Raw genomic sequence first — 26,930 nt, forward strand, 5'->3', positions numbered from 1 at the left:
GGCCGGGACGACAACTAACTCCCGCTAAACGAATTATACCCTTGGTCCTCCCAATAGCCGCCCTTGTACTCGTTGGTGACTTCCATCGAGACCACGTATTTCGGGTTCTTGAAGCCTAGCTTCGTGGGCACGCGGATCTTCATCGGGAAGCCGTAGGCGCGTGGGAGAATCTCATTTGCGTATTTGAACGTCATCTGCGTCTGCGGATGCAGCGCGCTGCGCATGTCGAGCGGCGAGTTGTAGCCGTCCTTGTCGGCGCACTGGAACCAGACATATTTGGCGCGCGTGTCGGCGCCGATCAGCTTGAGGAAATCGCGCAAGGGCGTGCCGGTCCAGCTGCCGATCGCGCTCCAGCCCTCGACGCAGATGTGACGGGTGATCTGCGTCACCTGCGGCAAATGATAGAGCTCCTCCAGCGTCCATGACTTCTTGTTGTCGACGAGGCCGCGGACCTCGAGCTTCCAGTCCGCAGCCGAGACATCGGGCGCGTCGTCGAGCTCGTAATAAGCATTGAACGGGAACGGTTTCGTGATCGCGCTCTCGGGGAAGGTCGGCGCCAGCGCGTCCGGATTGAAGATGAAGGACTGCACCGCGTCGTTGAACTTCGAGACCTGTGCCAGCAGCGTATCGGCCGAGGACGAGTCCACGACGTCGCAGCCGGTCAGCAGCGTCAGCGCGCCGAGACTGGCGCCGCCCGCAATGAAGCGGCGACGGGTGAAATCCGGCATCGTCTTGATGGCGTCCTTGATGAGCAGCCGCTTGTCGACGCCGGGGATGAGGAATGAGCGCTTGGCCATGATGATTCTCCTAATCAGCGGCCAATGATCATCGCGCGCAGGCTCTTCGGCACCAGCAGCGCGAGCAGGACGTGAATGACGAGGAAGGCGCAGATCGCGGCCATGCAGAAGAAATGGACGTAGCGCGCGGTCGGATAATCGCCGAACAGCATCACGAGATAGTAGAGCTGCACCGGCTTCCACATGCCGAGGCCCGAGAGCACGATCAGCACGCCGACCACGATGATGCCGGCATAGAGCATGCGCTGCACGTAATTGTAGACGGTGAGGTCGTCATGGCCGAGCTTGAAGGTCAGGGCGGCCCTGACGTCGCGCAGCACGCCTGATGGCGTGATCGGCAGCAGCTTTTTCCGGAAGCGACCGCTGGCGAAGCCGGTTATGAGATAGGCGAGGCCGTTGATCATCAACAGCCACATCGCCGCAAAGTGCCAGAGCAGGGCGCCGCCGAGCCAACCGCCGAGCGTGTACTCGCGCGGGAAGCTGAAGCCGAACAACGGCGAGGCGTTGTAGATCTGCCAGCCCGACAGGATCATCAGGATCATGGCGAGGGCGTTGATCCAATGCATGACGCGGACCCAGGCCGGCTGGATCACTTTGGTCGGGGTGGACCTGACCTGCTCGTCGGTGACCGTGAGGCTCGCCATGATGGTTCCGTCCTGAACGTCCGTGTGACAGCGAGTATACGCCGGTGCGTCCGCTTTCGTTACGCCCCGTTAGCCATGGAATCGATGCCCGCGGGCTATGATGGTCACAAGAAGGCGAGCCGGGCACCCCCGGCTCGCCACGGCAAAGCCCCCTGTTCGGGGATGAAACAGGGGGGGCGCGGTGTTACGTTGCCGGCATCAGCACGGTGTCGACCACATGGATGACGCCGTTCGACTGGTTGACGTTGGTGATCGTCACCATCGAGGTGCCGCCCTTGGCATCGACGATCCAGGTCTTGCCGTCCATCTTCTTGACGGTCAGCTCCTCGCCTTCGGCGGTCTTCAGCTTCTTGCCGTCGGTGAGGTCGGAGGCCTCGAGCTTGCCGGGCACGACATGGTAGGTGAGGATCTTGGTCAGGGTCGCCTTGTTCTCGGGCTTGACCAGATTGTCGACGGTGCCGGCCGGCAGCTTGCCGAAGGCGGCGTTGGTCGGCGCGAACACCGTGAACGGGCCCTTGCTCTCCAGCGTCGGCACCAGGCCGGCCGCCTTCACCGCCGCGACCAGCGTGGTGTGGTCCTTCGAGTTGACCGCGTTCTGGACGATGTTCTTCGACGGGAACATCGCGGCGCCGCCGACCATGACGGTCTTCTCCTCGGCACGCACCGGCGCGACGACGGTCGCGGTGACGGCGAGGGCGCTGAAGGCGGCGGCAGCGAGATAGGCAATGCGCTTCGACATGGAGTGTCTCCCGATTGAATTGAGCCGGCGATGGCCGGTGTTTGAGTTGGGCAACAACGGAGCTTGCGTCCCCCTTGGCGTGAAGCAGCAGCGCCGTCGTCGGACCGAACTACGGGAGGGTTTGCGATGCGGTTTCGGAGAAAAATTCTTTGTGATGCGTGAAACTATGCGGGGGGATGTTCGTGGGGGTGCGTCCGCCCCGTCATTGCGAGGAGCGAAGCGACGCAGCAAGCCAAACTGTCACCGCGGACACATTCCTGGATTGCTTCGCTTCGCTCGCAATGACGAGGCATAGCCCGGATGTCCGGGCTACGAACCATCAATCCCTGTTCTGCGGCGTCTGAATGAAGCCGCGATTATGTGTCGGGCTGATCAGCAGCTCGTTGATGCAGACGCGCGGCGGCATGCTAGCGATGAAGGCGATGGTGCGGCCGAGATCCTCGGGCTGCAGCATCCTGGCCTGCTCCGCCTCGCTCGGCACCACCGGGCGCAGCTTCAGGATCGGTGTCGCCACCTCGCCCGGCATCAGGCAGCAGGCGCGCAGGCCATTGACGCATTCGTCCATGTTGAAGGAATGGGTCAGCGCCAGCACCGCATGTTTTGTCGTTGTGTAGGCCGGGCCCGGCATCTTGGAGACGTGGCGGCCGGCCCAGGACGAGACGTTGATGATCGAGCCGTCCTGCTGCTTGCGCATCGTCGGCAGCACTGCGCGCATGCAATAGAGCACGCCGTTGAGATTGACCTGGACGAGCTTGTCCCAGCCCTCCTGTTCCATGTCCTGCCAGCTGCGCTTGGGAACATTGATGCCGGCATTGTTGACCAGAAGGTCGATGCGGCCGTGCCTGGCGACGATCTGATCGGCCACCTCCTGGACGTCAGCCGCATCGGACACATCCAGTGCGATGGCTTCCGCCACCCCGCCGGCCCCCGTGATCTTGGCGACCACGGTATCCAGGGCGTCCTTGCGGCGGCCCGAAACCACGACGATCCAGCCGTCGGCGGCCAGCGCCTCGGCGCCGGCTTCCCCGATCCCGCTGCCGCCGCCCGTCACCCAGGCCACGCGTTTCCCGTTTTTTGACATGCAAACTGTCTCCGTTGCTTCATTGGGGCGGTTTTTGCTAATCCAGCCCTCGGTTTTGACCGGCCTTGTCAGTCCTGCGGTCGAGGAAATCTTGCATGAACCACGCAGCCAACGCCAACCTGTTTTCCCGCCTGTTCGACGGCCTCGATAACCCTGCGCGCCTCGCGATCGAGACGCAGGACGGCGCCCAAATCAGCTATGGCGATCTGGTCGCGCGCGCCGGGCAGATGGCGAACGTGCTGGTTGCCCGCGGCGTGAAGCCGGGTGACCGCGTCGCGGTGCAGGTCGAGAAATCCGTTGCCAACATCGTGCTGTATCTGGCGACCGTGCGGGCTGGCGCGGTCTATCTGCCGCTGAACACCGCCTATACGCTGAACGAGCTCGATTACTTCATCGGCGATGCCGAACCGTCGCTGGTGGTCTGCGATCCCTCCAAGGCGGAAGGGCTCGCGCAGATCGCCGCAAAGGTGAAGGCGAAGGTCGAGACGCTCGGCGCTGACGGCAAGGGCTCGCTGACGGAGGCCGCGGACAAGGCGAACAGCGAATTTGCGACGGTGCAACGCGCGGGCGACGATCTCGCCGCGATCCTCTACACCTCGGGCACCACCGGCCGTTCCAAGGGCGCGATGCTCACGCACGACAATCTCGCGTCGAACTCGCTCTCGCTGGTCGATTATTGGCGCTTCACCGACAAGGACGTGCTGATCCACGCGCTGCCGATTTATCATACGCATGGCCTGTTCGTGGCCACCAACGTGACGCTGTTTGCGCGCGCGTCGATGATCTTCCTGCCGAAGCTCGATCCGGACCTGATCATCAGGCTGATGGCGCGCGCGACGGTGCTGATGGGTGTGCCGACCTTCTACACCCGGCTGCTGCAGAACCCCGGGCTGTCGCACGAGACCACCAAGCACATGCGGCTGTTCATCTCGGGCTCGGCGCCGCTGCTCGCCGACACCCATCGCGAATGGTCGGCGCGCACGGGACATGCCGTGCTGGAGCGCTACGGCATGACCGAGACCAACATGAACACGTCGAATCCTTACGACGGCGAGCGCGTGCCCGGCGCGGTCGGCTTCCCGCTCCCCGGCGTATCCGTGCGCGTGACCGATCCCGAGACCGGCAGGGAATTGCCGCGCGAGGAAATCGGCGTGATCGAGGTGAAGGGCCCGAACGTCTTCAAGGGCTATTGGCGCATGCCGGAGAAGACCAAATCGGAATTCCGGCCCGACGGCTTCTTCATCACCGGCGACCTCGGCAAGATCGACGACAAGGGCTACGTCCACATCCTCGGCCGCGGCAAGGATCTCGTGATCTCCGGCGGCTTCAATGTCTACCCCAAGGAGATCGAGAGCGAGATCGACGCCATGCCGGGCGTGGTGGAGTCCGCCGTGATCGGCGTGCCGCATGCGGATTTCGGCGAGGGCGTCACCGCGGTGCTGGTCTGCAACAAGGGCGCCGACGTCAGCGAAGCCTCGGTGCTGAAGGCGCTCGACGGCCGCCTGGCAAAATTCAAGATGCCCAAGCGCGTCTTCGTCGTCGACGAGCTGCCGCGGAATACGATGGGCAAGGTGCAGAAGAACGTGCTGCGGGATACGTACAAGGATATTTACGCGAAGAAGTGAGAAGGGCCCAGCTCTCTCGCCTCGTCATTGCGAGGAGCTCTTGCGGCGAAGCAATCCAGACTGCCGCCGCGGAAAGACTCCTGGATTGCTTGGCTGCGCTCGCAATGACGGAGGTTCCGGCGGCTACTGCCCGCCCGCCAGGCTCATCACAAACCTGCTGCCGACGATGAACAGATAGCACCCGAACGCGACTTCCAGCGTGCCTTCGACATCGCATGCGCGGCTCGCACACCCAGCGGCGCGGTAACGAGGCTCATCGGCATCACCAGCACGGCGCCGATCAGCGAGACGTAGCCGAGCGCGAACGGGATCTGCAGCGCTGCGACGGCCGGATAGGTAGCCGCCGCCGGCCAGCCGGCATAGATGTAGCCGAGCGCGCCGGGAATTGAGATCAGCACCGCGAGGGCCGACGAGGTCGCGACCGCCTGGTGGATCGGGCGGCTGTAGAAGGTCATCAGCAGGTTCGAGAACAGGCCACCGCCGATGCCCATCAGCGTCGACAGGATGCCGACGCAGAAACCGTAGAATCGCATCAAGGGTCCTTGCGGCAGGTCATCGCCGAACTTCCAGCCTTCGCGCGCGAAGACGAGACGTGCGGCCGCCGACCAGGCGACGCAGACGAACACGATCTTGAACAGCCGCTCCGGCGCGAAGCGCGCGATGACGCTGCCGGCGGCGACGCCGATCACGATCGGCAGCCACCAGACGCGCAGAACCGACATGTCCACGGCGCCGCGCTTGTAGTGCGCCTGGAAGGAGCGGATCGAGGTCGGGATGATCACGGCGAGCGAGGTGCCGACGCAGAGCGGCATTCGCAGCTCGAGCGGCACACCCGCGATGCGGAAGCACTCGTAGAACACCGGCACGAGAATCGCGCCGCCGCCGATGCCGAACACGCCGGCCAGGAATCCCGAGAGCGCGCCGGTCGCGATCAGCAGCAGCGCGAGCTCGACGATCTCCTTGATATCAAGACCTGCAATCACCCCTGACCCGCCCCGGCGACTGGTCCGCAGCGGCTCCGAAACGTGCGCCCGGAGTTGGCTGCGTGCCAAGCTGTAAGCGATCTGATCCCCGCGGTCGACACGGCGCACCCCTCGGCTGGGGTGGAATGCTGGGTGCGCATATCCCGAGCGGATGAAATTGGCTCGTGAGGAGGAGGTTGGCCTTGGGAGAATCTGGGCTGGCGACGCGTCTGGCCAATCTCTGCCCGGTTTGGACGGCATGGTCCGTTTAGAGGTGTTCCAATAGCAATTTCAACACGCACGGCGCCTTGGAAAGGTATGAATTTGTATTCGTTTCTTTGTTGGCGGACGGCGGCTCTGGTATACCAAGCCACTGATTGGCTTGTGTCATCAACGCCGTAGAGTTGAACCCGGGTTCGATTTATGGCGATTTGGTGATTGCGCAGGCGAAATCGACTCCGTAAATAGAGCCGACCTTCCGCGATCCCCGCGCGCGCCCTCGAGGGCCGCCATACAACATCAAAGCCCATGACCGCACGGATCGAACGACCGCTTTCACCACACATGCAAGTCTACCGCTGGACGCTGACGATGGCGCTGTCCATCGTCCATCGCGCCACCGGTATCGCCCTTTATGTCGGAACCCTGCTGCTGGCCTGGTGGCTGATCGCGGCGGCCTCCGGCCCCGCCGCCTATGCCCATGTCCAGGCCTTCACCGGCAGCATCATCGGCCGACTGATCGTGTTCGGCTACACCTGGGCGCTGATGCACCATATGCTGAGCGGCATCCGGCACTTCGTGTGGGACCTCGGCTACGGCTTCAAGGCCAATGAGCGCGAAGCGCTGACCTGGGGCGCAGCGATCGGCGGCATCGCCCTGACGGTGCTGATCTGGATCATCGCCTACGCGATCGGAGGTGGACGATGAGCACAGCTGATACGTCGAAGCGCAGCATGCGCACCCCGCTCGGCCGCGTCCGCAATCTCGGCGCCGCCCACTCCGGCACCGGCGACTTCTGGCGCCAGCGCGTCACTGGGGTGGCCATGGTGCTGCTGATGATCCCGGTGATCGTCGTCATCATGATGACGCTCGGCCGCAACCAGGCCGGCGCCAAGCAGATCCTGGGCTCGCTGCCGATCGCCATCATCATGGTGCTCTTCATCGTCGCCAGCGCCTGGCACATGAAGATCGGCATGCAGGTCGTGATCGAGGACTACGTCCACAACGAGAAGCTGAAGCTCGCTTCGATCATGCTCAACAATTTCTTCTCGGTCGCGGTCGCGCTCGCCTCGATCTACGCGATTCTCCAACTGTCAGCCGGAGTGTAACCCATGGCCACAGAGACGAATGGCAAGGGCAACGGCGCTCCCGCCACCAACGGCAAGGCCTATCCGATCGAAGACCACACCTATGACGTCGTCGTGGTCGGCGCCGGTGGCGCGGGCCTGCGCGCGGTGGTCGGCTGCAGCGAGGCCGGTCTTCGCACCGCCTGCATCACCAAGGTGTTTCCGACCCGTTCGCACACGGTCGCGGCGCAGGGCGGCATCTCGGCTTCGCTCGGCAACATGCACAAGGACGACTGGCGCTGGCACATGTACGACACCGTGAAGGGGTCGGACTGGCTCGGCGACCAGGATGCGATCGAATACATGGTGCGCAACGCGCCCGACGCGGTCTACGAGCTCGAGCATTGGGGCGTGCCGTTCTCGCGCACCGAGGACGGCAAGATCTACCAGCGCCCGTTCGGCGGCATGACCACCGAGTTCGGCAAGGCCCAGGCGCAGCGCACCTGCGCCGCCGCCGACCGCACCGGCCACGCCATGCTGCACACGATGTACGGCCAGTCGCTGCGCCACGCCGCCGAGTTCTTCATCGAGTTCTTCGCCATCGACCTGATCATGGACGACCAGGGCACCTGCCGCGGCGTCATCGCGCTCAAGCTCGACGACGGCACGCTGCACCGCTTCCGCGCCCAGACCACGATCCTGGCGACCGGCGGCTACGGCCGCGCCTACGCTTCCTGCACCTCGGCGCACACCTGCACCGGCGACGGCGGCGGCATGGTGCTGCGTGCCGGCCTGCCGATGCAGGACATGGAGTTCGTGCAGTTCCACCCGACCGGCATCTACGGCTCGGGCTGTCTCGTCACCGAGGGTGCGCGCGGCGAAGGCGGCTATCTCGTCAACTCCGAGGGTGAGCGCTTCATGGAGCGCTACGCGCCGTCGGCGAAGGACCTCGCCTCGCGCGACGTCGTCTCGCGCGCGATGACCATCGAGATCCGCGAAGGACGCGGCGTCGGCAAGAAGAAGGACCACATCTTCCTGCATCTCGACCATCTCGATCCCGCCGTGCTCGCCGAGCGCCTGCCGGGCATCTCCGAATCCGCCAAGATCTTCGCCAATGTCGACGTGACGCGCGAGCCGATCCCGATCGTGCCCACCGTGCACTACAACATGGGCGGCATCCCGACGAACTATCACGGCGAAGTGCTGACCAAGAAGGACGGCGATGACAACGCCATCATTCCGGGCCTGATGGCGATCGGCGAAGCCGCCTGCGTCTCGGTGCACGGCGCCAACCGGCTCGGCTCCAACTCGCTGATCGACCTCGTCGTGTTCGGCCGCGCCGCCGCGCTCCGCCTCGCCGAGAAGCTCACGCCCAACGCCAAGCAGCCCGAGCTGCCGGCGAACTCGGCCGAGCTCGCGCTCGGCCGTCTCGACCATTATCGCTATGCTTCCGGCGGCACGCCGACCGCCAAGCTGCGCGAAGGCATGCAGCACGTGATGCAGAACAATTGCGCGGTGTTCCGCACCGGCGAGGTGCTGAGCGAAGGCCAGAACCTGATCCAGAAGGTCCACAGCGGCATCACCGACATCGCCGTGTCCGACCGCTCGCTGGTGTGGAATTCGGACCTCGTCGAGACGCTGGAGTTCGACAATCTGATCTCGCAGGCGGTGGTGACGATGAACTCGGCCGCCAACCGCACCGAGAGCCGCGGCGCGCACGCCCGCGAGGACTTCTCCGAGCGCGACGACAAGAACTGGATGAAGCACACGCTGGCCTGGCTGGACGATGCCGGCAAGGTCAGGATCGAGTACCGCCCGGTTCACAACTACACCATGACCAACGACGTGCAGTACATCCCGCCGAAGGCGCGCGTGTACTGATCGAACAGCGAAGGCCCTATCGAAATGGTTGAATTCGCACTTCCGAAGAACTCCAAGATCACTGGCGGCAAGACCTGGCCGAAGCCCGCGGGCGCGACCGAGCTCCGCGAGTTCAAGGTCTATCGCTGGAATCCTGACGACGGCAAGAATCCGAGCGTCGACACCTATTACGTCGACACCAATGATTGCGGTCCGATGGTGCTGGACGGCCTGATCTGGATCAAGAACCACATCGACCCGTCGCTGACTTTCCGCCGCTCCTGCCGCGAAGGCGTCTGCGGTTCTTGCGCCATGAACATCGACGGCCAGAACACGCTCGCCTGCACCCGCTCGATGCACGACGTCAAGGACGGGGCGGTGAAGATCAACCCGCTGCCGCACCAGCCGGTGGTGAAGGACCTCGTCCCGGATCTGACGAACTTCTACGCGCAGTACGCCTCCGTCGAGCCGTGGCTGAAGACGACCTCGCCGACGCCGCAGAAGGAATGGCGCCAGAGCCACGAGGACCGCGAGAAGCTCGACGGTCTCTACGAGTGCATTCTCTGCGCCTGCTGCTCGACCTCCTGCCCGAGCTATTGGTGGAACAGCGAGCGCTATCTCGGTCCCGCTGCGCTGCTCCAGGCCAACCGCTGGGTCTCCGATTCGCGCGACGAAGCCACCGGCGAGCGCCTCGACAATCTCGAGGATCCGTTCCGGCTCTATCGCTGCCACACCATCATGAACTGCGCCAAGGCCTGCCCGAAGGGCCTCAACCCGGCAGAAGCCATCGCCGAGCTCAAGCTCAAGATGGTCGAGCGGCAGGTCTAGCACCGTTCATGCTACGGCCCCCGGCCGGCGCGGCCGGGGCATGCCACGATCCGGGTCAGTCCGAGTAGATTTTGCCCCGACGCGCCTTGCGCGCGATTCGTCGGAATACAACCCGAGATTATCGCCACAAGCCGCTTCCTTCCCGGCGGGAAATTCAAGTAAGCTCTCCGGTCAGGGACCGGAGCGACCGTGCAGGGAGCGCAACGCAATTCGCTGAGGCTTTTGCAGTGGATGATGGTTGCATCCCTGGCGCTGCCGATTGCGCTGTTCGCGATCGCCTCCACGATCTCCTACACCTCGACCAGGGAGATGGCCGACCGCGAGATCGAGCGCACGCTCGACGTGGCGCATGAGCATGCGCTCAAGGTGTTCGAGACCATCGACCGCAGCCTGTCCGAGCTCAACGAGGTCGTGCGCGGCCTTCCCGACGACGTCATCCGCGCGCGCGAAGCGGCGCTGCACCGCCGGCTGAAGCGGCTGACCGATTCGCTGCCGCAGCTCAAATCGGCCTGGATCTTCGACGCGGACGGAAAGGCGCTGGTCAACAGCCTCGTTTCGCCGCCGCCTGAGCTCGGCTTTGCGGACCGCGACTATTTCTACGTCCATGTCGACCAGACCATCGGCACCTTCATCGGCATGCCGCTGACGCCGCGTCCGCCCTATCAGGGCGCGCGCTTCTTCGGCATGAGCCGCCGCCGCGACTCCGACGACGGCCGCTTCACCGGCGTGATCCAGGCCTCCGTCCTGCCGGAATATTTCGAGAGTTTCTACGCCAGGATCGGCTCGGAACCCGGCAGCTTCTTCGCGATGGGGCGCACCGACGGCGTCGTGGTGGCGCATTTCCCGCGGCTCGACCGCGACCTCCGGCTCGATCCGGGCGGCCCGGTCGGCCGCGAGATCGCCGCGCACCCCGCGCAGGGGCTCATGACCATCGCCTGGCCGTCGGACGGGATCGAGCGCCGCATCGGCTACAGGCGCGTCGCCGAATATCCGATCTATGTCAGCGCCGGCTTCGAGACGTCGGCGATCCGCGCGCGCTGGCTCGCCACCATGGGCCAGCATCTGGTGTTCGGCGTGCCCGCCACCGCGCTGCTGTTCCTGCTGCTGGCATTCGCTTTCCGGCGCACCCAGCATCTGCAGATGGAGGCCGCAAAGCGGCGCGAGGCCGAGGAGGCGCTCAAGCACAGCCAGCGCCTGGAGGCGCTCGGCCAGCTCACCGGCGGCGTCGCGCACGACTTCAACAACCTGCTGACCGTGATCCGCGCCTCGGTCGATCTGTTGAACCGGCCGCAGCTGAGCGAAGAGCGACGGCAGCGCTACATCACGGCGATTGCGGACGCGGTGGCGCGCGCCGCCAAGCTGACCTCGCAGCTGCTCGCCTTTGCGCGGCGCCAGACCCTGAAGCCGGAAGTGTTCGACGTCGGCGAGCGGCTGCAGTCGCTGCACGACATGCTCGCCACGCTGCTGGGACCGGCCATCGAGATCGCGATGCGGCTGCCGGCCGAGCCTTGCCTCGTCAATGCCGATGCCAGCCAGTTCGAGACCGCGCTGATCAACATGGCGACCAATGCGCGCGACGCCATGCAGGGCAAGGGCAGGATCAGCTTCACCGTCGAGAGGGCCGCGACCATTCCCGACACGCCGGCGCACGTCTCGTACGGTCCTGTCCCGGGACACCTCGGCTTCGTCGGCGTGATCGTCAGCGACACCGGCGTCGGCATTCCACCCGCGCGGCTCGCGCGGATCTTCGAGCCGTTCTTCACCACCAAGCAGGTCGGCCAGGGCACGGGTCTCGGCCTGTCCCAGGTGTTCGGTTTCGCCCGGCAATCAGGCGGCGAGGTGACGGTGACGAGCGAAGTCGGCCAGGGCAGCACCTTCTCTCTCTATCTCCCCCGCGTACCCGCGGACCTCTTGCCGCAGCAGCAGGCGCCGAACACCGCGCCTGCGGTCGCCGGCAGCGGCATGTCGGTGCTGCTGGTCGAAGACAATATCGAGCTCGGCAATTTCGCCGCCGATGGTCTCACAGCGCTCGGCTACAGCATCACGCTGCTCGACAATGCCGCCGATGCGCTGGCCGAGCTCGTCGTGGACGCCGGCCGTTTCGATGTCGTGTTCTCCGACATCGTGATGCCAGGAATGACCGGGCTCGATCTGGCGCGGGCGATCCGCGATCGCGGCATCGGCGTGCCGGTCGTGCTGACCACCGGCTACAGCCAGGCACTGTCCCAGGAAGGCAATTTCGGTTTCGATCTCGTGCAAAAGCCCTATTCGATCGAGGAGCTGTCGCGCGTGCTCCACCGGGCTGCGCGGCTGCGGCGGGTGCGTGACGGCGCCGCCGAATAGGGTATTCGGGAACCGACGGGAACCGGCTGATTTGTCTCGCGTTATCCGGCCATGCAAAAGCCAGCCGGCAAGCGCGACCAGGGCAGGACGCCACCCATTATCGAGATCAAAGGCGAGAATGGCGAGGAGGTGGCTCCGCCGCCGCCCGAGGTGCTCGAACCCGATCCCGAGCTCTCTCCCGAAGAGGCCGAGCGGGCCCGCAGGGATTATCTGCTGAAGCGGTTCTGGATCAGCGCGCGCGGCTTCTGGGGCCGCAACGGCGACCGCCTCGCCTGGCCGTTCTCGGTCGGCCTCGGCGTGCTGATCGTCCTCATCGTCTGCTTCCAATATGGCATCAACGTCTGGAATCGCGCGATCTTCGATGCCATCGAGCAGCGCGACGCGACGAGCGTCTTCCATCTCACAGCAGTGTTCCTCCCGCTCGCGATCGGCAGCATCGTGCTCGGCGTGGCGCAGGTGTTCGCGCGCATGGGCATCCAGCGGCGCTGGCGGGCCTGGCTCACCAGCAGCGTGCTGACGCGCTGGCTCACCAGCGGACGCTACTACCAGCTCAACCTCGTCGGCGGCGACCACCAGAATCCGGAATACCGCATCGCGGAGGACCTGCGCATTGCGACCGACGCACCGGTCGATTTCCTCGCCGGCGTCACCTCGGCGCTGCTGTCGGCCGCGACCTTCATCGTCGTGCTCTGGACCATCGGCGGCGCGCTCACCATCACGCTCGGCGGCTCGTCGGTGACCATTCCCGGCTTCCTCGTGATCGCCGCCATCCTCTACGCCGCGATCGCATCCGGCTCGATCATGGTGATCGGCCGGCGCTTCGTGCAGGTCTCGGAGGACAAGAACCAGGCCGAGGCCGATTTCCGCTATACGCTGACACGCGTGCGCGAGCACGGCGAGAGCATCGCGCTGCTCGGGGGCGAAGAGGAGGAGCGCGACGGCCTCGACCGCAATTTCACCAACGTGTTGCGGCAATGGGCGCGGCTCGCCGGCCAGCACATGCGCACCACGCTGGTATCGCAAGGGTCGAGCCTCGTTGCACCGGTCATGCCGCTGCTGCTCTGCGCGCCGAAATTCCTCGACGGCAGCATGACCCTTGGGCAGGTCATGCAGGCGGCCTCCGCCTTCACCATCGTACAGAGTGCGTTCGGCTGGCTGGTCGACAATTATCCGCGGCTCGCCGACTGGAACGCCTGCGCGCGCCGCATCGCCTCGCTGATGATGTCGCTCGACGGCCTCGAACGCGCCGAGCAGGGCGACGGCCTCGGCCGCATCCAGCGCGGCGAGACCCGCAACGAGGCGATGCTGGAGCTGCGCGATCTCTCGGTCACGCTCGATGACGGCACCGCAGTGGTCGGCGAGACCGAGGTGGTGATCGAGCCCGGCGAGCGGCTGCTGGTCGCCGGCGAATCCGGCACCGGCAAGAGCACGCTGGTGCGCGCCATTGCCGGGCTGTGGCCGTGGGGCGGCGGCAGCGTCAACTTCCATCCCGACCGGCGGCTGTTCATGCTGCCGCAGCGGCCCTACGTGCCCACCGGATCGCTGCGCCGCGCCGTCGCCTATCCCGGAGCCGCAGAGGATTGGACCGTCGAGGAGATAGGGGAAGCCCTGCACAAGGTCGGCCTCGACCATCTCAAGCAGAAGATCGAGGAAGAAGCCGCGTGGGACCAGACGCTGTCGGGCGGCGAGAAGCAGCGCCTCGCGTTCGCGCGGCTGCTGCTGCACAGCCCTGATATCGTCGTGCTCGATGAGGCAACCTCGGCGCTCGACGAGAAGAGCCAGGACAAGATGATGAAGATGGTCACGGACGAGCTGCCGAAGGCGACCATCGTCAGTGTCGCGCATCGCGTCGAGCTGGAAGCCTTTCACAGCCGCAAGATCGTGCTGGAGCGCCGCAAGGGCGGCGCCAAGCTCGTCAGCGACGTCGACCTGATTCCGCGCAAGGGCCGGCGCAGGCTGCTCGGGCGATTCCTGAGGCAGCGGAAGAAGGCGGCGTGAGGCTCGCTCCGTCGTCCAGCGTTGGAGTCGCCGCCAAAACCGGCTATGCATGCGCCGCCTGCAACGAGGACCTGCTGCTTGACGCCCGACAAAGCCCCTTCGTCCGCGCCGTTCGGCGCGTTTGCGCCGAATGCGGCTCAGGCCGCGATCATCCGCCTCGCGACACGATCGGGGCTGAAGCGCGGCGCGTTCCGGCCCTGGCTGTCGCGGCTGGTCAATTGGCTGCGCGGCGGGCCGATAGATGTGCAATATCAGGGCGCCTCGTTCCGCTTCTATCACCAGGGCAGCGCGACCGAGCGCGGCGCCCTGTTCAATCCCGACTACAATCTCGAAGAGCTCGACTTCCTGCGCCAGCACACGCCTGCTGGCGGCGTATTCGTCGACGTCGGCGCCAATGTCGGCACGTTTGCGCTGGTGATGGCGCAACAGGTCGGCACCCAGGGCAAGGTGGTCGCGATCGAGCCGCATCCGCTGACCTTCGGACGGCTCTCCTTCAACCATGCTGCATCCAAGGCAACGCAGGTGCGGCTGGTTCAGGCCGCCGCGGGCGAGCGCGAGGGCGAGCTGATGATCGAGAGCGGCGGCGGCAATCTCGGCGCGACGCATGTCGTGACCGGCGCCGCGAGTGCCGACGCCATCAAGGTGCCGTCGCTGCGCTTGACGCGCATTCTCGATGAGGCCGGCGTCACACAGGTCGATTCGCTCAAGATCGACGTCGAGGGCTTTGAGGACCGCGTGCTGATCGGCTTCTTCCGCGACGCGCCGCAATCGCTGTGGCCGCGCGCTGTGGTGATCGAGCATCTGTCACAAAACGAATGGCAGCAGGATTGTATTGCCGACATGGTCGCTCGCGGCTTTACGGTCGCGCGCAAGACACGAAGCAATACGTTCCTGTCGCGCTGACAGCGACAAACTGAGGGAGGTTGCGATGATCGACCATCTGGGTTTCTCCGTCTCCGACTACGAGCGCGCGAAAGCGTTCTATGCGAAGGCGCTCGCCCCGCTCGGCTACGGCCTGATCATGGAGATCACGGCGGAGCAGACCGGTCATGCTGCGGCGGCCGGCTTCGGCGCCAACGGCAAGCCGGATCTCTGGTTCGGCGGCGAAGGCGCGATGAACAAGCCGGTGCACATCGCGATCGCGGCCAGGGACCGCGCCACTGTGGATGCCTTCTACAAGGCGGCGATGGCGGCCGGAGGACGCGACAACGGGCCGCCCGGGATTCGGCCGCATTATCACGCGAACTACTACGGCGCGTTCGTGCTCGATCCTGACGGCCACAACATCGAGGCGGTCTGTCATCTGCCCGAATAGGGCGCGCTTCGACCCGATGCGAGGAGGAACATCGGCACGGCATCGTGGTTATCGTCCTCTGGACAATGATCTCGATGATGCCGATGCCGATCGAACCGCCCGAGATTCCGCCGGCGACACCGGGCACTCCGACCGAGCCGCCGCCGGGAATTCCGCCGGGCAATCCGCAGCCCGACATCACGCCCCCGGTGCGCGAGCCCGGCGAATCACCGCGGCCCGACGAATTGCCGGGCCACGTGCCCGAAGAGATTCCATCGCGCGGCCCGAATGGTCCGCTCACGCCCAATCCTGCTACGGACGCAATGCCGCCGGACAATCACATATGAGGCGACGCATCACATGTCAGGCGATTGCAACGTGCGTCTGAATGCGCAATGAACGTCACCATAGTGAGTTGATTTGCGTGCAGAAATAAATCGGGCCGCGACCACTTCGCCCGCCACAATGCGGCCTAACGCGTAGCTGTTCATCCCAACCACTTCGTCAAAGAACCTTCCGGGGAAGTTCACCACCATGACCAACCTTCGTTTCGTGCTGCTTGCGACGACGGCTCTCACCGCGATGCAATTGGCCAACACCGCATCGCATGCGCAGAGCGCGTCGCCGCTCGTGGTCGCGCAGGCGCAGCCGGCTCCGTCGCAAGAGACCGGCCCTGACGGAAAACCGAAGCAGCCGCCGAAGGGCCCGCCTGCGGCAACGCCGCCCGGCGCGCCTGCGCGCCCGGCGACACCGCCGCCCGCGGCTGCACCGCCCCATCCGCCCGCTGCACCTCCGCCGGCTGCCGCACCGGCGCGTCCTGCAGCACCTCCGCCGCCCCCGCCTCCTGCAGCCCGTCCGGCTCCGCCTGCGCCGCCTGCCGCTCCGAAGCAGCCGTCGCCGCCTCCCGCCGCCGCTCCGCAGCAGCACGCCCCGACACCGCCGCCTCCGGCACCGCCTGCAGCACGGCCGGCTCCAACACCGCCGGCCCCGCCTCCGGCCGCAGCCCCGCAGCAGCATGCCCCGACGCCGCCTCCGGCTGCGCCTGCGGCACGGCCCACGCCATCGGCACCGCCTCCTGCTGCCGCGCACCCGACGCCAACACCTCCGCCGCCGCCTCCAGCGCCGCCCTCGGCGCGGCCCGCGCCTGCGCCTACGGCGACGCCCACCGCGGCTCCGCCCGCTGCACCTGCGGTCCGCCCCGGCGCGTCTGCGCCCGCGGCCACTCCCGCTCCGACACCCGCACCGACTGCAACACCGGCACCGACCGCGACACCTGCGCCGACCGCAACGCCGGTTCCGGGCAGCACGCCCGGCGCACCGCCGGCCGGCCGCCCCGGTGCACCGCCTCCCGGCGTACGTCCCGGCGCGCCTCCGGCGGCGGGAACGCCGGCGCCCGGTGCTGCACCCGCTCCAACGGCAACGCCGGCCCCGACCGGCGCTCCGACGCCGCCGCCTGGACGTCCGGGATCAGCGACCCCCGCTCCCGGCACGACCCCGGCTCCCGGCGCGGCCCCTGCCCCGACGGCGACGCCAACGCCCGGCCAACAGGGTGGAACGCCTCCTGCCGGCGCGCCCGCTGCCGGAACCCCGGCTGCACCGCCTCAGGCCGGCGGCCTCCCGCCCCGGCCCGCGGCCCCTGCCGGCGCTGCAGCTCCGACGGTCGTCCCCGGCTCCCCGGCTGCTACGCCGCCGCCCGACCGGGCCCAGTACCGTCCGCCGACGGTTGCGCCGGCCTTCCAGGCCGCGCCAACGGTCGCAGCACCCCTGCCGCCTCCGCCCCGGCCGCCGCAGCGTGATCTGACGCCGCTCGCGATCGGTGCCGGCGTGGTGGCCGGCGCCGTGATCGGCGCCACCATTGCCGACTACCGCAACCAGCGGCAGGAAATCGTCGAAGGCGGCCGCACCGTCTACACCGAGCCGGACCGCATCATCATCCGCGATCCCGGCGGGCAGGCCTATGTCCGCGGCAACGATCTCTATCGCTTCCGCTACGGCGCCCGCGACATCCGCACCGACACGATCGGCGGCGAGACCCGCACCGTGGTGATCCGTCCTGATGGCAGCGAGGTGATCACCGTGGTCGGTCCGGACGGCTCGCTGCTGCGACGCATCCGCAGGGACCCCGGCGGGCGCGAGATCGTCATCATCGACAACAGCTACCGCGATCCGCGGTCGGTCGGCGGCTTCTATGTCGACGTGCCGCCGCCGGTCGTGACCATCCCCTACGATCGCTACATCGTCGACGCGCAGGAAGCGTCGCCGGACGTGATCTACGCGACCATGCAGGCACCGCCGGTGCAGCGGATCGATCGGCGCTACTCGCTCGACGAGATCCGCTACAGCCCGAATGTTCGCATGCAGATGCCGAGCATCGACGTCAACACGATCAACTTCGAAACGGGATCGTGGACCATCCCGCCGGACCAGGCGGCCCGGCTGCAGGTGATCGCCGACGGCCTCAACCAGGCGATCCAGCGCAACCCGCGCGAGGTGTTCCTGATCGAGGGGCACACCGACGCGGTCGGCAACGACGTGGACAATCTGTCGCTGTCGGATCGCCGTGCGCAGGCCGCGGCGGAGTTGCTGACGCAGCAGTTCAATGTGCCGGCGGAGAACCTGACGTCGCAGGGCTATGGCGAGCAGTACCTGAAGGAGCAGACGCAGGGGCCGAGCCTGATCAACCGGCGCGTCACCATCCGCCGCATCACGCCGCTGCTCAACGGCGGCCAGGCCGCGCTGCCGCCGCCCCCGCCCGGCACCGCGCCGCCGCGGTAAGGGCACGCACAAACGCAAATGGCCGGGAGCGATCCCGGCCATTTTTTCGTCATTGCGAGGAGCCCGCGACGAAATCGCGAGGCAATTTTGCGCTGGTGCGACGAGGCATTCCAGACTGTCACCGGGTAGAGATTCTGGATTGCTTCGCTTCGCTCGCAATGACGAATGAAGCTTATCGCTTGTGGGTCTATCCACTTGGCGAGAACGTCCCGGATATCGCTTCGCTCATCCGGGCTACGAGCGCCTCAGCCGTTGTCGCTCTCGAGCTTGAAGATCTGCGAGCCTTCGCTGCCCGAGAGCAGGCCGGTGTCGCTGTAGAGCTTCAGCTTCGTCCGCGTATCCGCGATGTCGAGATTGCGCATGGTGAGCTGGCCGATGCGGTCGGCCGGCGTGAAGGCGGCGTCCTCGACCTTCTCCATGCTGAGCCGTTCCGGCGCATAGGTGAGGTTGGGGCTCTCGGTGTTGAGGATCGAATAGTCGTTGCCGCGGCGCAGCTCCAGCGTCACCTCGCCGGTGACGGCGCGCGCGACCCAGCGCTGTGCGGTCTCGCGCAGCATCAGCGCCTGCGAGTCGAACCAGCGGCCCTGATAGAGCAGACGGCCGAGACGCATGCCGCTGATGCGGTACTGCTCGATGGTGTCCTCGTTGTGGATGCCGGTGACGAGGCGCTCATAGGCGATGTGCAAGAGCGCCATGCCCGGCGCCTCGTAGATGCCGCGGCTCTTGGCCTCGATGATGCGGTTCTCGATCTGGTCGCTCATGCCGAGGCCATGGCGGCCGCCGATCGCGTTGGCTTCGAGAAACAGCGCCACCGGATCAGAGAAGGTCTGGCCGTTCAGCGCGGTCGGCTCGCCTTCCTCGAAGCGCACCACGACCTTCTCGGCCTTGACGTTGCAGTCATCTCGCCAGAACGGCACGCCCATGATGGGGTTGACGATCTTGATGCCGCTGTCGAGGCTTTCGAGATCCTTTGCTTCATGCGTGGCGCCGAGCAGGTTGCTGTCGGTCGAGTACGCCTTCTCGGCGCTCATCTTGTAGGCAAAGCCCTGCGCGGTCATGAAGGCCGACATCTCGGCGCGGCCGCCGAGCTCGTCGATGAACTGCTGGTCGAGCCAGGGCTTGTAGATCTTCAGGCCCGGATTTGTGAGCAGGCCGTAGCGGTAGAAGCGCTCGATGTCGTTGCCCTTGAAGGTCGAGCCGTCGCCCCAGATGTTGACGCCGTCTTCCTTCATCGCCGCAACCAGCATCGTGCCGGTGACCGCGCGCCCGAGCGGCGTGGTGTTGAAATAGGTGATGCCGCCGGTCGAGATGTGGAAGGCGCCGGACTGGATCGCGGCGATGCCTTCGTGGACGAGCTGCGTGCGGCAATCGACGAGGCGCGCGTTCTCGGCGCCGAACTCCTTGGCCTTGCGCGGGATCTCGTTGTAGTCGGCCTCGTCGGGCTGGCCCAGATTGGCGGTGTAGGCGTAGCAGCGCGCGCCCTTCTGCTTCATCCAGAGCAGCGCCGCGCTGGTGTCGAGGCCACCCGAAAAAGCGATGCCGACTTTCTCACCCTTGGGCAGGCTTTTCAGGATCGTGGTCATGGGGCTTCCAATCGGGTCTCAAAGGGTCTGATTTCGGGGCGAACTTGACCGCGCGAATATCAAATTTCGCGGGGCTGGGCACGCATTTAATGGCTCAAATCGAGGGCGCGGGGCCCGTCTTGCGGCCGAACAGGCGCTGGCGGAGCCGGTAGGCGGGCATGTTCAGCCGGGTCAGGGCGGCATCCATCGCCTCGTCCGAGAACCGGGTCCGCGGCCAGCGGTAGATCAGCGCGTAGGCGAACCAGATCACGACGAAAGTGACGAGGCCGGCGATCGACACATCAGTAAAGAAATGCCCGCCGAAGGCCATGCGCAGCCCGCTGGTGACCGCGCCGAAGATCACGGCGCCGGCGTAGGCGAGCGGCCGCCATGCCGGAGGAGCGAGCGCCGCAGGGGCCAGCGTCCAGAACGCGGTCGCGCCCTCGCCCGAGAAGAACGAGCAATTGCGCGCGCAGCCGCCGCGCGGATCCCACCACGGCACGAACTGCTGGTCGCCGGCGAACTCCGTCACCACCACCGGGCGCGGCCGGCCCCAATAGGTCTTGAAGGCGAGGTTGGTGAGGATGCCGGCCGACAGGACGATCGTCACCAGCAGGAACACGATCGCGCGTCCCGATACTAGCAGCGGCCGGTCGGGCCGGACCATCTTGACCACCAGCGCCACCAGCGACGGCATCACAAACGCCCAGGCGATCCACATCGCAGCATCCCGCGCAAACCCCGCCCAGCCGATCGCTTTAAGCGGAAAGGTTTTGGTTTCGGGATCGAAGAACAGCGACGCCAGCTTGAGATCGAGCTCGGGATAGAGGCCGAAAACGACGCCGATCACGAGCCACAGTGCCAGGGCGATGAAGAGTCCAGTCCGGTTCATGGCGCGCGGTTTAGCGGAGTGGGGCGGGGATGGAAACCCCACGGGAGGTAGCCATCCTGCCCTGGAGGGCAGGGTAAGCAGGTCACCTTGCATCCGGCCTTGAATTCGCCGGCAATGGCGGAGGCGGCTTGCGAGGGGTTGGCGGGTCGCGCCAGGCACCGGCGTTGCGGCCGGCGATCAGCCAGTAGACGACGCCGGCGACAATGCCGGCTCCGGTCATGATCTCGAGGTGACGCCGCACGATGCCCTCGAACTGCAGCGTGTCGGAATGGAAGGGCACGAGGCCGAGATAGCAGGCGAGCCCGACGAGGCCGCCACCGACGGCATAGGCGAGCGCGCTGCGGATATAGAGCGCTTCGGTGATGGCGACGATCACCGCGGCCGGCACCAGCGCGAAGCCCGAGACGAAAATGAAGCCGAAGCCGAGCAGGATGTCGATCGCGCCCTGGTCGACGGAGCCCGCGCCGAGATCGGCGAATTCCGGAAACAGCAGCGCCATGACCACGATCATGCCGCCGACGAAGCAGGCGGCGAGGAAGCCGATGAAGATGACGATGAGGCGGCCGATCAGGGACATTGCGTCAAAACCACCTCTGCCGTCATTGCGAGGAGCACTTGCGACCAAGCAATCCAGACTGCTTCCGCGGCGACATTCTGGATTGCTTCGCTTCGCTCGCAACGACGAGGAGGCGAGAGCTGGGCATGAGAACCTAGTCCGTCATCGCCATGGCGCGCAGCGCCTGGCGCTCGCGGGCCGAGAGCTTTTCGGTCTCCGACTTGAGCTGGCCGCAGGCGGCGAGGATGTCGCGGCCGCGCGGGGTGCGCACCGGGGAGGAATAGCCGGCGTTGAAGATGTATTCGGAGAACTTTTCGATCTGGTCCCAGTCCGAGCATTCATAGGCGGTGCCGGGCCAGGGATTGAACGGGATCAGGTTGATCTTGGCCGGAATGCCCTTGAGCATCTTCACCAGCAGCTTCGCGTCGTCGAGCGAATCGTTGACGCCCTTGAGCATCACATATTCGAACGTGATGCGGCGCGCGTTCGACGCACCGGGATAGTCGCGGCAGGCCTGCAGGAGCTCCTTGATCGGATATTTGCGGTTGAGCGGCACCAGCTCGTTGCGCAGCTCGTCGCGCACGGCGTGCAGCGAGATCGCGAGCATGACGCCGATCTCCTCGCCGGCGCGCACGATGTTCGGCACCACGCCCGAAGTCGATAGCGTGATGCGGCGGCGGGAGATGCCGATGCCTTCGTTGTCGCCGACGATCAGCAGCGCGTCGCGCACCGCGTCGAAATTGTAGAGCGGCTCGCCCATGCCCATCATCACGATGTTGGTGACGCGGCGCGTGCCGTCCTCGCGATCGGCCCAGTCGTTGAGACGATCGCGCGCGACCATCACCTGGCCTACGATCTCGCCGGCGGTGAGGTTGCGCACCAGGCGCTGCGTGCCGGTGTGGCAGAAGGCGCAGTTCAGCGTGCAGCCGACCTGCGAGGAGACGCAGAGCGTGCCGCGGTCGGTCTCGGGGATGTAGACGCACTCGACTTCATGCGCTTTCTCGACATTGTCGCCGCTCGGCAGCCGCAGCAGCCATTTGCGGGTACCGTCGTTGGAGATCTGCTCGGCCACGACTTCGGGCCGATCGACGGTGAAGTGCTGCGCGAGATCGGCGCGGATGCCCTTCGAGATCGAGGTCATCTCGTCAAAACTCCGGGCGCCGCGGAAATAGAGCCAGTGCCAGAGCTGCTGCACGCGCATCTTGCGCTGGGCCGGCGCGACGCCGATCTCGCCGAGTCGATCGGCAAGCTCGGTGCGCGACAGGCCGATCAGCGACGGTTTTGCCGGCGGCACATAGGTTTCAAGCGGAGTCTTCTCCACCAAGATTGCGTTGTGCGGCTCGGTCGTCGGTTGCATTGAATGGACCTAATGGCTTGGTCGTTCCGGAGCTCGAAGAGCTGAACCTGGAACATCGAGATTCCGGTCTGGCCCTTCGGACCATCGCGGAATGACGGAAAAACTTGGAACCGCCCCTATATAGCAACCGGAACATCCGATTGCGACCTTATCGCCCTCAGCTTTAACGACCAGGCGTTACCGCCTGCAATCCTGGGCGATCTTGTCGAGCGCCTGGGCGAGGCCCTTCAGCGAGAAGGTGTCGGTCGTCTCCGTCCCCTTGGCCGAGACGCCCCTGACCACGAGATCGGCGGATTTGCGCATGGCTTCGACCATCCGCTCCTCCTCGGCCGCGTTCTTGATCCAGAGGCCGTCGCCCTGCGTGTACATGGCGAAAGCAGCGCCGCCGACCTCGACCGTCGATTCCGAGCCCGGCTTCAGCGCGTAGCCGATCATGACCGAGACTTCGTTGTTCACCTTTTCCGCCGGCCGGGTCGAGACGAAGGCATAGGCAGGATCGCGCGGCCGATTCGGCGGGTTGGTCTTGGACGATGACGGCTTTGCCAGCGCAAAGCAGACCTTCTTGCCGTTCGGGGTGGCCGAATAGGCCCCCCAGGTGCCGAACTGGCCGATCAGGGTCGGCTCCGCGCCGCCGGCAACCGCCGCGGCCGGGCCCGCCGGTTTGCTCTCGGGCTTTGCAGCGGTCTTTGCGGCCGTATTGGCGGCCGGCGCAGCCGCTTTCGGTGCGGTCTCCTTGGGTGCCGTTTTGGGCGCCGGTTGCGCCGTCTGCGCCCGCGCGAGACCGGCGATCCCGCACGTCGTCATGCCGACCAGCAAAATGAAAGATAGCACCCGCCACATGCTGGAGTGGTTCCCTCAATATTGTGACTGGAAGATGGCCCGGCCGCGCTTTGTCCCCGGCTAGGGATAACCGGGAAAGCTCAATTTGGGAAGGCAGTTAGCGGAAGTGTCGGCGGTCAGCTTCTGGATCGCGCGGCGCGCTGGGCGGCCCATTGCGCGTCGGTCCAGCCGAGCAGGTCTTCGGCGCCGGAACTGCGCAAATGCGCGCCACCGTCGATCACCACCATCTCGCCGTTGATGTAACCGGCACGGTCGGAGACGAGGAAGCTGGCGAGATCGGCGAGCTCGCCGTGCTCACCGGTGCGGCCAAGCGGATTGCGCGCGGTCCAGCCTTCGTCGCGGCCCTCGGGGCGGAGCTGCCCCGATGCGCCGGCGGTCGGGAACGGCCCCGGCGCGATCGCGACGGTGCGGATGCCCTTCGGGCCCCATTCGACGGCGAGACTTTTGGTCATCGCCAGCACCGCCGATTTCGCCATCGCCGATGGCACGGTGAAGGCGCGGCCGGTGATAGTGGAGGTCGAAAGGATCGAGAGCACCACGCCACCATGCCTGGCCTCGATCCAGCGTCTGCCCGCGGCGAGCGTGCAATACATCGCGCCATGCAGCGTCGGCGCCAGGATCGCATCCGCGGCGCGAAAGGAGAGATGCTCGCTCTGCGCGATGAAGGAGGCAGCGGCATTGTTGACGAGGATGTCGAGCGGCGCCCCGCGCCAGATTTGATCCATCATGCTGTCGACGGCTGCGCCGTCCCGGATATCACAGGCGATCGTCGTGAGCTTGCCGCCGGTCTGTTCGCGCATCTCGGCTGCCGCTGCCTCGAGCCGGTCGAGCGAGCGGCCGCAAATCACGAGCTCGGCGCCGAGCGCGAGGAAGCGGCGTCCCATCGCCGCGCCGAGGCCCGAGCCGCCGCCGGTGACGAGGATACGCTTGTTCTCGAGCAGGCCTGTTTCAAACATGGTTTGAATCCTTTCTCCGCGGATTTCGTCATTGCGAGCGCGGCGAAGCAATCCAGACTATTTCCGCAGGACGGATTCTGGATTGCTTCGCTGCGCTCGCAATGACGGAAGATAGGCCGTCGTGCTGACCCAAACAAAGAATCCGGATTGTCCGGCCGCAGCAAATCCGGCAGAAACGATCCAACTATAATTCCCCTCGAAACGCCTCAAGGTGCTGCCATGAAAGCCATCCTCTGCTCGCAATATTGCCAGCCCGACGATCTCGTTCTGGCGGACGTGCCGGATCCGGTGGCGGGTCCCGGCGAAGCCGTGATCGCGATCAAGGCGGCGGCGCTGAACTTCTTCGACATCCTGATGATCCAGGGCAAGTATCAGATCAAGCCGCCGTTCCCGTTCTCACCCGCCGCCGAAGTCGCCGGCGTGATCGAGAGCATCGGCCCCGGCGTGATGGACCTGAAGGTCGGCGACCGCGTCGTCGCCTCCTGCGGCCACAACGGCGCGCGCGAGAAAATCGCGCTGCCGGCGGCGTCGATCGTCAAGATTCCCGACAATCTCGACTATGACCGCGCGGCCGGCATCATCATCATCTATGGCACCGCGCTGCATGCGCTGGAGGATCGCGCCAGCCCGAAGCCGGGCGAGACACTCGCGGTGCTCGGCGCGGCCGGCGGCACCGGTTTGGCCGCCTGCGAGCTCGGCAAGCTGATGGACCTGAAGGTGATCGCCTGCGCCTCCTCTGACGAGAAGCTAGCGTTCGCGAAAGCGCATGGCGCCGAGCTGACGCTGAACTACGGCAAGGAAGATTTGAAGGAAGGCCTGCGCAAGCTCACGGGCGGCAAGGGTGTCGACATCATCTTCGATCCGGTGGGTGGTGCATATGCCGAGCAGGCGCTGCGCTCGATCGCCTGGGAAGGCCGCTTCCTCGTGATCGGCTTTGCCGCCGGCGACATTCCGAAGATGCCGCTGAACCTCGCGCTCTTGAAGGGCTGCGACATCCGCGGCGTGTTCTGGGGCGCCTGGACCCGGCTCAATCCGGCCAAGAACCGCGCCAATCTCGAGAAGCTCGTGAAGTGGACCGCGGAAGGAAAGATCTCATCGCATGTGGACCGCACCTTCCCGCTGGCGCAAACGGCGGATGCGCTGAAGGTGCTGGCGGGACGCCAGGCCATGGGCAAGGTGATCCTGCATCCGTGAGGATGCAGCGGCGAATGGAATCGCGACGCCATCGCCACGCACTCAACTGTCATCGCCCGGCTTGACCGGGCGATCCAGTACTCCGAGGCGACGGTGAGATGCGGAAGGGCCCCGGCGTACTGGATGCCCGGTCAAGCCGGGGCATGACAGCGGCGGGCGTGGAAAGCGTCCGCGACATCGCAAGGTTGCGCACATCGGCGCCCGGAAAAAAATCCCTCAACCACGGCGGGCAAAATCGCGGTGCATGTCGCCGCGCCGCCGCAATCAAACCCAAATATCTCCAGATTCGTCCCAACGGCCGTCGTTTTTTGGGCTGAATCGGACGGCGATTTACGGTTCCAGTTTGCGGGGCACTTCTGGACAAAAGCAAGAAGACTGAAACCGGCATGGCCCCTGCGTTGCGTCAGTAATGGGGAGCATCAGACCATGGAAACGACGGCCCACCGTCCGTCGAAGGAGTCGCACGCGCTCGACTCCGATCGATCTGCATCACCTACGTCCACGGCGGACTACATCCGGGCGCGCGCCAGGCGAGCCGAACTACCACAGGACGATCCAATTCCACTGTTCCTGTCCGATCCGCGCGGAGCACCCGACCCACGGGAATATGCGCCGATGGCGTTGCGTCGCACGGCCAGGACCGCGCCTCGTCTTATCGTCGCGGGACTTGTGATATCCGCCGCAGCGATTGCGGCCGTGCTGTCTGAATCCGACCTGCGCAGCCTCGTCGCCGACTATGCCTTCGGCGCAACAGGCGCGGCTCAGGCCAGTCTGGCGGTCGCACCATCTCAGACCGAGTTCAAGGATCCCGCCCGCGCAACCAACGCGATGCTGGTGAGCGCCGACAAGCAAGAGCTAGCGGCGCCTTCGACGCCAAGCCGCGAAGCGATTGCGACCGCCTACCAGACCGCGCTGCAAGCCCAAAGCCAGAGCCAAGTCCAAAGCCAGGTCCAAAGCCAGGTCCAAAGCCAGGTGCAAGGTCAGGCCCAGAGCCAAGTCGAATCGCCGGCTCCGGCTGCCGTCGCGGCACAGCCCGCACCGCCCGAGCCTGCGAGGACGCTCGACGCCGACACGCTGGCAGGATTGATGACGCGCGCGAAACGCCTGATCGGCGTCGGCGACATCGCCGCCGCGCGCCTGCTGCTCGAACGCGCCGCCAACGCGAAGGACGCAACGGCCGCGCTGCTGCTGGCGCAAACCTATGATCCGGCAGTGCTCGGTACCAGCGATGCGCGGAGCGTCATTGCCGATGCGGCAGCCGCCCGTGACTGGTACCAGCGCGCCGCCAGCCTCGGATCGGCGGAAGCGCGCAAGCGCCTCGCCCAGCTCTCGAACTAGATC

23 protein-coding genes and 1 pseudogene are annotated in these 26,930 nt (G+C 65.9%); 13 read left to right on the top strand and 11 right to left on the bottom strand.

The features are described 5' to 3' along the window. Nucleotides 1-14 precede the first annotated feature (14 nt). The 4 genes from ACNJYB_RS00705 to ACNJYB_RS00720 all read right to left on the bottom strand — a co-directional run bounded on the left by ACNJYB_RS00705 (nt 15) and on the right by ACNJYB_RS00720 (nt 3,261). Nucleotides 15-797, bottom strand: a complete 783-nt coding sequence (locus tag ACNJYB_RS00705; RefSeq protein WP_439372250.1) for a molybdopterin-binding protein — start codon at nt 795-797, stop codon at nt 15-17. A gap of 14 nt (nt 798-811) precedes the next feature. Next, nucleotides 812-1,441, bottom strand: a complete 630-nt coding sequence (locus ACNJYB_RS00710) for a cytochrome b/b6 domain-containing protein (RefSeq protein ID WP_439372251.1) — start codon at nt 1,439-1,441, stop codon at nt 812-814. A 184-nt stretch (nt 1,442-1,625) separates the two neighbouring features. Continuing rightward, nucleotides 1,626-2,180 (bottom strand): fasciclin domain-containing protein, encoded by a 555-nt coding sequence (locus tag ACNJYB_RS00715; protein WP_439372252.1) that lies wholly within the window; start codon nt 2,178-2,180, stop codon nt 1,626-1,628. 319 nt (nt 2,181-2,499) lie between these two features. Continuing rightward, entirely contained in the window at nt 2,500-3,261 is a 762-nt protein-coding gene (locus tag ACNJYB_RS00720) for an SDR family oxidoreductase (RefSeq protein WP_439372253.1), read from the bottom strand. 95 nt (nt 3,262-3,356) lie between these two features. Here ACNJYB_RS00720 and ACNJYB_RS00725 point away from each other — a divergent pair, with 95 nt between their 5' ends. After that, the gene (locus tag ACNJYB_RS00725; RefSeq protein WP_439372254.1) at nt 3,357-4,886 is read left to right on the top strand and encodes a malonate--CoA ligase; all 1,530 of its coding nucleotides are present in this window, start codon (nt 3,357-3,359) and stop codon (nt 4,884-4,886) included. 123 nt (nt 4,887-5,009) lie between these two features. On the opposite strand, the pseudogene ACNJYB_RS00730 reads toward ACNJYB_RS00725, so the two are convergent. Then, nucleotides 5,010-5,869 (bottom strand): annotated as a pseudogene (locus tag ACNJYB_RS00730) (sulfite exporter TauE/SafE family protein). Nucleotides 5,870-6,376: 507 nt separating this feature from the next. Here ACNJYB_RS00730 and sdhC point away from each other — a divergent pair. The 10 genes from sdhC to ACNJYB_RS00780 all read left to right on the top strand — a co-directional run bounded on the left by sdhC (nt 6,377) and on the right by ACNJYB_RS00780 (nt 18,232). Then, on the top strand, nt 6,377-6,775 hold the full coding sequence (gene sdhC, locus ACNJYB_RS00735) for a succinate dehydrogenase, cytochrome b556 subunit (RefSeq protein ID WP_027561807.1): 399 nt from the start codon (nt 6,377-6,379) through the stop codon (nt 6,773-6,775). Further along, nucleotides 6,772-7,176: a succinate dehydrogenase, hydrophobic membrane anchor protein gene (gene sdhD, locus ACNJYB_RS00740; RefSeq protein ID WP_439372255.1), complete on the top strand. Its 405-nt coding sequence runs from the start codon at nt 6,772-6,774 to the stop codon at nt 7,174-7,176. The genes sdhC and sdhD overlap by 4 nt, the downstream gene beginning before the upstream one ends. 3 nt (nt 7,177-7,179) lie before the next feature. After that, on the top strand, nt 7,180-9,015 hold the full coding sequence (sdhA, locus tag ACNJYB_RS00745) for a succinate dehydrogenase flavoprotein subunit (RefSeq protein WP_439372256.1): 1,836 nt from the start codon (nt 7,180-7,182) through the stop codon (nt 9,013-9,015). Nucleotides 9,016-9,039: 24 nt separating this feature from the next. Further along, on the top strand, nt 9,040-9,822 hold the full coding sequence (locus tag ACNJYB_RS00750) for a succinate dehydrogenase iron-sulfur subunit (RefSeq protein ID WP_211405230.1): 783 nt from the start codon (nt 9,040-9,042) through the stop codon (nt 9,820-9,822). Nucleotides 9,823-10,011: 189 nt separating this feature from the next. Continuing rightward, nucleotides 10,012-12,165 carry an ATP-binding protein gene (locus ACNJYB_RS00755; RefSeq protein ID WP_439372257.1) on the top strand — a complete coding sequence of 718 codons (2,154 nt, stop codon included), beginning with the start codon at nt 10,012-10,014 and terminating at the stop codon, nt 12,163-12,165. Nucleotides 12,166-12,216: 51 nt separating this feature from the next. Next, a complete protein-coding gene (locus ACNJYB_RS00760) occupies nt 12,217-14,163 on the top strand; it encodes an ABC transporter ATP-binding protein/permease (RefSeq protein WP_439372258.1) in 1,947 nt (648 codons plus the stop codon). Between the two features lie 78 nt (nt 14,164-14,241). Next, nucleotides 14,242-15,066, top strand: a complete 825-nt coding sequence (locus ACNJYB_RS00765) for an FkbM family methyltransferase (RefSeq protein WP_439372259.1) — start codon at nt 14,242-14,244, stop codon at nt 15,064-15,066. Between the two features lie 25 nt (nt 15,067-15,091). Then, nucleotides 15,092-15,478 carry a VOC family protein gene (locus ACNJYB_RS00770; RefSeq protein WP_439372260.1) on the top strand — a complete coding sequence of 129 codons (387 nt, stop codon included), beginning with the start codon at nt 15,092-15,094 and terminating at the stop codon, nt 15,476-15,478. Nucleotides 15,479-15,561: 83 nt separating this feature from the next. After that, nucleotides 15,562-15,804, top strand: coding sequence for a hypothetical protein (locus ACNJYB_RS00775; protein ID WP_439372261.1), 243 nt, complete (start codon nt 15,562-15,564; stop codon nt 15,802-15,804). Nucleotides 15,805-15,991: 187 nt separating this feature from the next. Then, a complete protein-coding gene (locus ACNJYB_RS00780) occupies nt 15,992-18,232 on the top strand; it encodes an OmpA family protein (protein ID WP_439372262.1) in 2,241 nt (746 codons plus the stop codon). Between the two features lie 245 nt (nt 18,233-18,477). Here the strand turns inward: ACNJYB_RS00780 and argG are convergent, their stop codons facing one another. The 6 genes from argG to ACNJYB_RS00810 form a co-directional block, all read right to left on the bottom strand. Continuing rightward, nucleotides 18,478-19,815: an argininosuccinate synthase gene (gene argG / locus ACNJYB_RS00785; RefSeq protein ID WP_439372263.1), complete on the bottom strand. Its 1,338-nt coding sequence runs from the start codon at nt 19,813-19,815 to the stop codon at nt 18,478-18,480. A 94-nt stretch (nt 19,816-19,909) separates the two neighbouring features. Beyond that, a complete protein-coding gene (locus ACNJYB_RS00790; RefSeq protein ID WP_439372264.1) occupies nt 19,910-20,686 on the bottom strand; it encodes a phosphatase PAP2 family protein in 777 nt (258 codons plus the stop codon). A gap of 82 nt (nt 20,687-20,768) precedes the next feature. After that, nucleotides 20,769-21,263: a hypothetical protein gene (locus tag ACNJYB_RS00795; RefSeq protein WP_439372265.1), complete on the bottom strand. Its 495-nt coding sequence runs from the start codon at nt 21,261-21,263 to the stop codon at nt 20,769-20,771. Between the two features lie 133 nt (nt 21,264-21,396). Further along, a complete protein-coding gene (gene rlmN, locus ACNJYB_RS00800) occupies nt 21,397-22,599 on the bottom strand; it encodes a 23S rRNA (adenine(2503)-C(2))-methyltransferase RlmN (protein ID WP_439372266.1) in 1,203 nt (400 codons plus the stop codon). Nucleotides 22,600-22,776: 177 nt separating this feature from the next. Continuing rightward, nucleotides 22,777-23,439, bottom strand: coding sequence for an invasion associated locus B family protein (locus ACNJYB_RS00805; RefSeq protein ID WP_439372267.1), 663 nt, complete (start codon nt 23,437-23,439; stop codon nt 22,777-22,779). A 116-nt stretch (nt 23,440-23,555) separates the two neighbouring features. Continuing rightward, a complete protein-coding gene (locus ACNJYB_RS00810; RefSeq protein ID WP_439372268.1) occupies nt 23,556-24,395 on the bottom strand; it encodes an SDR family oxidoreductase in 840 nt (279 codons plus the stop codon). Between the two features lie 219 nt (nt 24,396-24,614). On the opposite strand from ACNJYB_RS00810, the gene ACNJYB_RS00815 reads away from it, so the two are divergent. Beyond that, on the top strand, nt 24,615-25,589 hold the full coding sequence (locus ACNJYB_RS00815; protein WP_439372269.1) for an NADPH:quinone oxidoreductase family protein: 975 nt from the start codon (nt 24,615-24,617) through the stop codon (nt 25,587-25,589). Between the two features lie 426 nt (nt 25,590-26,015). Continuing rightward, entirely contained in the window at nt 26,016-26,927 is a 912-nt protein-coding gene (locus tag ACNJYB_RS00820) for a hypothetical protein (protein ID WP_439375770.1), read from the top strand. Nucleotides 26,928-26,930 lie beyond the last annotated feature (3 nt).

This window comes from Bradyrhizobium sp. SMVTL-02 (assembly GCF_051853005.1).
GTDB lineage: Bacteria > Pseudomonadota > Alphaproteobacteria > Rhizobiales > Xanthobacteraceae > Bradyrhizobium.

Bases quoted from the DNA above. Each gene is read 5' to 3' on its own strand.
- ACNJYB_RS00820 (WP_439375770.1), top strand. From the start codon at position 26,016: ATGGAAACGACGGCCCACCGTCCGTCGAAGGAGTCGCACGCGCTCGAC.
- ACNJYB_RS00805 (WP_439372267.1), bottom strand. From the start codon at position 23,439: ATGTGGCGGGTGCTATCTTTCATTTTGCTGGTCGGCATGACGACGTGC.
- ACNJYB_RS00815 (WP_439372269.1), top strand. From the start codon at position 24,615: ATGAAAGCCATCCTCTGCTCGCAATATTGCCAGCCCGACGATCTCGTT.
- ACNJYB_RS00770 (WP_439372260.1), top strand. From the start codon at position 15,092: ATGATCGACCATCTGGGTTTCTCCGTCTCCGACTACGAGCGCGCGAAA.
- ACNJYB_RS00750 (WP_211405230.1), top strand. From the start codon at position 9,040: ATGGTTGAATTCGCACTTCCGAAGAACTCCAAGATCACTGGCGGCAAG.
- ACNJYB_RS00790 (WP_439372264.1), bottom strand. From the start codon at position 20,686: ATGAACCGGACTGGACTCTTCATCGCCCTGGCACTGTGGCTCGTGATC.
- ACNJYB_RS00720 (WP_439372253.1), bottom strand. From the start codon at position 3,261: ATGTCAAAAAACGGGAAACGCGTGGCCTGGGTGACGGGCGGCGGCAGC.
- sdhA (WP_439372256.1), top strand. From the start codon at position 7,180: ATGGCCACAGAGACGAATGGCAAGGGCAACGGCGCTCCCGCCACCAAC.
- ACNJYB_RS00705 (WP_439372250.1), bottom strand. From the start codon at position 797: ATGGCCAAGCGCTCATTCCTCATCCCCGGCGTCGACAAGCGGCTGCTC.
- ACNJYB_RS00810 (WP_439372268.1), bottom strand. From the start codon at position 24,395: ATGTTTGAAACAGGCCTGCTCGAGAACAAGCGTATCCTCGTCACCGGC.
- ACNJYB_RS00760 (WP_439372258.1), top strand. From the start codon at position 12,217: ATGCAAAAGCCAGCCGGCAAGCGCGACCAGGGCAGGACGCCACCCATT.
- ACNJYB_RS00795 (WP_439372265.1), bottom strand. From the start codon at position 21,263: ATGTCCCTGATCGGCCGCCTCATCGTCATCTTCATCGGCTTCCTCGCC.
- ACNJYB_RS00725 (WP_439372254.1), top strand. From the start codon at position 3,357: ATGAACCACGCAGCCAACGCCAACCTGTTTTCCCGCCTGTTCGACGGC.
- ACNJYB_RS00780 (WP_439372262.1), top strand. From the start codon at position 15,992: ATGACCAACCTTCGTTTCGTGCTGCTTGCGACGACGGCTCTCACCGCG.
- sdhD (WP_439372255.1), top strand. From the start codon at position 6,772: ATGAGCACAGCTGATACGTCGAAGCGCAGCATGCGCACCCCGCTCGGC.
- sdhC (WP_027561807.1), top strand. From the start codon at position 6,377: ATGACCGCACGGATCGAACGACCGCTTTCACCACACATGCAAGTCTAC.
- rlmN (WP_439372266.1), bottom strand. From the start codon at position 22,599: ATGCAACCGACGACCGAGCCGCACAACGCAATCTTGGTGGAGAAGACT.
- ACNJYB_RS00715 (WP_439372252.1), bottom strand. From the start codon at position 2,180: ATGTCGAAGCGCATTGCCTATCTCGCTGCCGCCGCCTTCAGCGCCCTC.
- argG (WP_439372263.1), bottom strand. From the start codon at position 19,815: ATGACCACGATCCTGAAAAGCCTGCCCAAGGGTGAGAAAGTCGGCATC.
- ACNJYB_RS00775 (WP_439372261.1), top strand. From the start codon at position 15,562: ATGCCGATCGAACCGCCCGAGATTCCGCCGGCGACACCGGGCACTCCG.
- ACNJYB_RS00710 (WP_439372251.1), bottom strand. From the start codon at position 1,441: ATGGCGAGCCTCACGGTCACCGACGAGCAGGTCAGGTCCACCCCGACC.